The organism is Kribbella pratensis (assembly GCF_004366075.1).
In the GTDB taxonomy this organism is placed as follows: domain Bacteria; phylum Actinomycetota; class Actinomycetes; order Propionibacteriales; family Kribbellaceae; genus Kribbella; species Kribbella pratensis.
This window is the reverse complement of record NZ_SODU01000008.1, coordinates 1-5499: the sequence shown is the minus strand read 5'-3', so window position 1 is coordinate 5499 and position 5499 is coordinate 1. Positions and strand designations below refer to the sequence as shown.

Sequence of the window (5499 nt, the reverse complement as noted above, 5' to 3'; positions counted from 1 at the left end):
CCTTTGGGTCTGGGTTGTCTATATTTTTCAACGGAGAGTTTGATCCTGGCTCAGGACGAACGCTGGCGGCGTGCTTAACACATGCAAGTCGAGCGGTAAGGCCCCTTCGGGGGTACACGAGCGGCGAACGGGTGAGTAACACGTGAGCAACCTACCCTCAACTTTGGGATAAGCCTCGGAAACGGGGTCTAATACCGGATAATACCGATTGCCTCCTGGTGGTTGGTTGAAAGTTCTGGCGGTTGGGGATGGGCTCGCGGCCTATCAGCTTGTTGGTGGGGTAATGGCCTACCAAGGCGTCGACGGGTAGCCGGCCTGAGAGGGCGACCGGCCACACTGGGACTGAGACACGGCCCAGACTCCTACGGGAGGCAGCAGTGGGGAATATTGCGCAATGGACGAAAGTCTGACGCAGCAACGCCGCGTGAGGGATGACGGCCTTCGGGTTGTAAACCTCTTTCAGCAGGGACGAAGCGAGAGTGACGGTACCTGCAGAAGAAGGACCGGCCAACTACGTGCCAGCAGCCGCGGTAATACGTAGGGTCCGAGCGTTGTCCGGAATTATTGGGCGTAAAGGGCTCGTAGGCGGTTCGTCACGTCGGGAGTGAAAACTCGGGGCTTAACCCCGAGCCTGCTTCCGATACGGGCAGACTAGAGGTAGGCAGGGGAGAGCGGAACTCCTGGTGTAGCGGTGGAATGCGCAGATATCAGGAAGAACACCGGTGGCGAAGGCGGCTCTCTGGGCCTTACCTGACGCTGAGGAGCGAAAGCGTGGGTAGCGAACAGGATTAGATACCCTGGTAGTCCACGCCGTAAACGTTGGGCGCTAGGTGTGGGGGACATTCCACGTCCTCCGTGCCGCAGCTAACGCATTAAGCGCCCCGCCTGGGGAGTACGGCCGCAAGGCTAAAACTCAAAGGAATTGACGGGGGCCCGCACAAGCGGCGGAGCATGCGGATTAATTCGATGCAACGCGAAGAACCTTACCTGGGTTTGACATATAGGGAAATCCTCCAGAGATGGGGGGTCCGTAAGGGTCCTATACAGGTGGTGCATGGCTGTCGTCAGCTCGTGTCGTGAGATGTTGGGTTAAGTCCCGCAACGAGCGCAACCCTCGTCCTATGTTGCCAGCACGCCCTTCGGGGTGGTGGGGACTCATAGGAGACTGCCGGGGTCAACTCGGAGGAAGGTGGGGATGACGTCAAGTCATCATGCCCCTTATGTCCAGGGCTTCACGCATGCTACAATGGCCGGTACAAAGGGCTGCGAAACTGTAAGGTGGAGCGAATCCCAAAAAGCCGGTCTCAGTTCGGATTGGGGTCTGCAACTCGACCCCATGAAGTCGGAGTCGCTAGTAATCGCAGATCAGCAACGCTGCGGTGAATACGTTCCCGGGCCTTGTACACACCGCCCGTCACGTCATGAAAGTCGGCAACACCCGAAGCCGGTGGCCTAACCCTTGTGGAGGGAGCCGTCGAAGGTGGGGCTGGCGATTAGGACGAAGTCGTAACAAGGTAGCCGTACCGGAAGGTGCGGCTGGATCACCTCCTTTCTAAGGAGCATTCGGCGATCGACCCGTAAGGGTGGGTTGTCAATTCGTCGTTTCCTGGACATCCGTTCCAGGGCGGCGGTGCTTCGGAATGTGGAACATTGACCATTAGATGTGCAGCGAGATCGGCTGTTGTTAGTACTGCAACTCTTCGGGGTTGCGTGGAACGCGGAGCTGGTGGAGTGAATCGTCGAGGCGCGCTGTTGGGTCCTGAGGGATCGGGCCCAGCCAACAGGACGTGATGTCCTGGGGGTTGGTTCTGTTTCTTCTAGGGTCACGGTTCAACTGGGTGACTGGTTGTGCTGGTGGCTGGGGCCGGCTCTCACCAAACGTCTGGTGTTGAGGGTTCTGTGGGTGTGTTGTTTCCCTGCGGGATGTTCTTCTACTGGGTGGTGGTGGTTTAGGGTTGGTGTTCCTGCCCGTATTTTGAGAACTGTATAGTGGACGCGAGCATCTCTTTGTAGCGTAATTTTGTCTTTTTGTTGTTTGTTTTGTGACAAGCTACTAAGGGCAATCGGTGGATGTCTTGGTACCAAGAGCCGATGAAGGACGTTGGAGCCTGCGATAAGCCCCGGGGAGTTGGCAACCGAGCTGTGATCCGGGGGTGTCCGAATGGGGAAACCCAGCTGGCATTCTAAAGCCAGTTACCAGTGCCTGAACACATAGGGTTCTGGAGGGAACGCGGGGAAGTGAAACATCTCAGTACCCGCAGGAAGAGAAAACAATAGTGATTCCGTGAGTAGTGGCGAGCGAAAGCGGATGAGGCTAAACCATGTGCGTGTGATAGCCGGCGTGCGTTGCGCATGTGGGGTTGTGGGAGCATTCTGGGCCTAATGCCGTGGGTCCGAAGAGTTATAAATCGCTGTTGAAGTCGAATCTTCTGGAATGTTGAGCCGTAGTGGGTTATAGCCCTGTAGGCGTAAGACAGTGACTCTTGAGTGTTTTCCCAAGTAGCACGGGACTCTTGAAATCCCGTGTGAATCTGGCGGGACCACCCGCTAAGCCTAAATACTTCTTGGTGACCGATAGCGGACTAGTACCGTGAGGGAAAGATGAAAAGTACCCCGGGAGGGGAGTGAAATAGTACCTGAAACCGATTGCCTACAATCCGTCGGAGCATGTTCCTTGTGAATGTGTGACGGCGTGCCTTTTGAAGAATGAGCCTGCGAGTTAGTGGTGTGTGGCGAGGTTAACCCGTGTGGGGTAGCCGTAGCGAAAGCGAGTCTGAATAGGGCGCTTTAGTCGCATGCTCTAGACCCGAAGCGGAGTGATCTATCCATGGGCAGGTTGAAGCGTGGGTAAGACCGCGTGGAGGACCGAACCCACCAGGGTTGAAAACCTGGGGGATGACCTGTGGATAGGGGTGAAAGGCCAATCAAACTCCGTGATAGCTGGTTCTCCCCGAAATGCATATAGGTGCAGCGTCGCGTGTTTCTTACCGGAGGTAGAGCACTGGATGGTCTAGGGGGCTTACCGGCTTACCGAAATCAGCCAAACTCCGAATGCCGGTAAGTGAGAGCGCGGCAGTGAGACTGCGGGGGATAAGCTCCGTAGTCGAGAGGGAAACAGCCCAGATCACCAGCTAAGGCCCCTAAGCGATTGCTAAGTGGAAAAGGATGTGGAGTTGCCCAGACAACCAGGAGGTTGGCTTAGAAGCAGCCACCCTTGAAAGAGTGCGTAATAGCTCACTGGTCAAGTGATTCCGCGCCGACAATGTAGCGGGGCTCAAGCAATCCGCCGAAGCTGTGGCACTCACATATGTACTCGGCACAGACTTTGGTCTGTGTCCAGGTGTGTGGGTGGGTAGGGGAGCGTCGTGCAGCGTGTGAAGCAGCCTAGTGATGGAGTTGTGGATGCTGCACGAGTGAGAATGCAGGCATGAGTAGCGAATGACGGGTGAGAAACCCGTCCGCCGGATGATCAAGGGTTCCAGGGTCAAGCTAATCTGCCCTGGGTAAGTCGGGACCTAAGGCGAGGCCGACAGGCGTAGTCGATGGACAACGGGTTGATATTCCCGTACCGGCATTAACACGACCCGACCGAACCCGCTGATGCTAAGTGTCGGAAGCTGTGATGTCTTCGGACGGATCGGTGGACGACATGACCCGAGGTGGTAGTAGGTGCATTGAGGAGTGACGCAGGAGGGTAGTCCAACCGCGGCGATGGTAGGCGCAAGCTGATCCGCGGGCAAGGTGGTAGGGCGAGGCATAGGCAAATCCGTGTCTCATTGAGCCTGAGAGCCGAGGCGGACCCGTTCAGGGGAAGTGGATGATCCCATGCTGCCGAGAAAAACTTCGCAGTGAGTGTTAGAGCCGCCCGTACCCCAAACCGACACAGGTGATCAGGTAGAGAATACCAAGGCGATCGAGTGAACCATGGTTAAGGAACTCGGCAAAATGCCCCCGTAACTTCGGGAGAAGGGGGACCTGATCCGTTAGGTGACTTGCTCACTGAAGCGGTGATGGTCGCAGAGACCAGGCCCAAGCGACTGTTTACTAAAAACACAGGTCCGTGCGAAGAAGTAATTCGATGTATACGGACTGACGCCTGCCCGGTGCTGGAACGTTAAGGGGACAGGTTAGCTGGTTTCGGCCGGCGAAGCTTTGAACTTAAGCGCCAGTAAACGGCGGTGGTAACTATAACCATCCTAAGGTAGCGAAATTCCTTGTCGGGTAAGTTCCGACCTGCACGAATGGCGTAACGACTTGGGCGCTGTCTCAACCATGGACTCGGCGAAATTGCATTACGAGTAAAGATGCTCGTTACGCGCAGCAGGACGGAAAGACCCCGGGACCTTTACTACAACTTGGTATTGGTGGTCGGTACAATTTGTGTAGGATAGGTGGGAGACTGTGAAGCTCGGACGCCAGTTCGGGTGGAGTCATCGTTGAAATACCACTCTGATTGTTCTGGCTGTCTAACTTTGGTCCGTTATCCGGATCAGGGACAGTGCCTGGTGGGTAGTTTGACTGGGGCGGTCGCCTCCTAAAAGGTAACGGAGGCGCTCAAAGGTTCCCTCAGCCTGGTTGGCAATCAGGTGTCGAGTGTAAGTGCACAAGGGAGCTTGACTGTGAGACAGACATGTCGAGCAGGGACGAAAGTCGGAACTAGTGATCCGGCGGTGGCATGTGGGAGCACCGTCGCTCAACGGATAAAAGGTACCCCGGGGATAACAGGCTGATCTTCCCCAAGAGTCCATATCGACGGGATGGTTTGGCACCTCGATGTCGGCTCGTCGCATCCTGGGGCTGGAGTAGGTCCCAAGGGTTGGGCTGTTCGCCCATTAAAGCGGCACGCGAGCTGGGTTTAGAACGTCGTGAGACAGTTCGGTCCCTATCCGCTGCGCGCGCAGGAGACTTGAGAAGGGCTGCCCCTAGTACGAGAGGACCGGGGTGGACGAACCTCTGGTGTGCCAGTTGTTCCGCCAGGAGCACGGCTGGTTGGCTACGTTCGGGAGTGATAACCGCTGAAAGCATCTAAGCGGGAAGCACGCTTCAAGATGAGGTCTCCCACCGGGTTAACCGGGTAAGGCCCCCAGTAGACCACTGGGTTGATAGGCCAGAGGTGGAAGCGCCGCAAGGTGTGGAGCTGACTGGTACTAATAGGCCGAGGGCTTGTCACACACCCATCTTTTAGATGGACAGACAATGATTAGCCTGCGCTACGTAACGATGTTCGCGTTCACTGTACGGTTCCCGGAATACGGTCAAACCCCAGCAACCAAACCCCGCAAGTAGGGGGTTTGTGGCTCGAGTTGGTTTGATTGATATTTCTATAGAGTTTCGGTGGCCATAGCGTCGGGGAAACACCCAGTCTCCATTCCGAACCTGGAAGTTAAGCCCGCCAGCGCCGATGGTACTGCGACCGGGAGGTCGTGGGAGAGTAGGACGCCGCCGGACATTCACACTGTTAAGGGCCACCCCGCGAGGGGTGGCCCTTAACATTTGTGG

3 rRNA genes are annotated in these 5499 nt (G+C 56.4%); all 3 read left to right on the top strand.

The features are described from left to right. The first annotated feature begins 27 nt into the window (after positions 1–27). Positions 28–1552: ribosomal RNA gene (locus EV137_RS40340) — 16S ribosomal RNA — on the top strand. Between the two features lie 491 nt (positions 1553–2043). Beyond that, a 23S ribosomal RNA gene (locus EV137_RS40335) occupies positions 2044–5171 on the top strand. Between the two features lie 159 nt (positions 5172–5330). Continuing rightward, positions 5331–5448 (top strand): 5S ribosomal RNA (gene rrf, locus EV137_RS40330). The 16S, 23S and 5S rRNA genes sit together here, the layout of an rRNA operon. Positions 5449–5499: the final 51 nt, after the last annotated feature.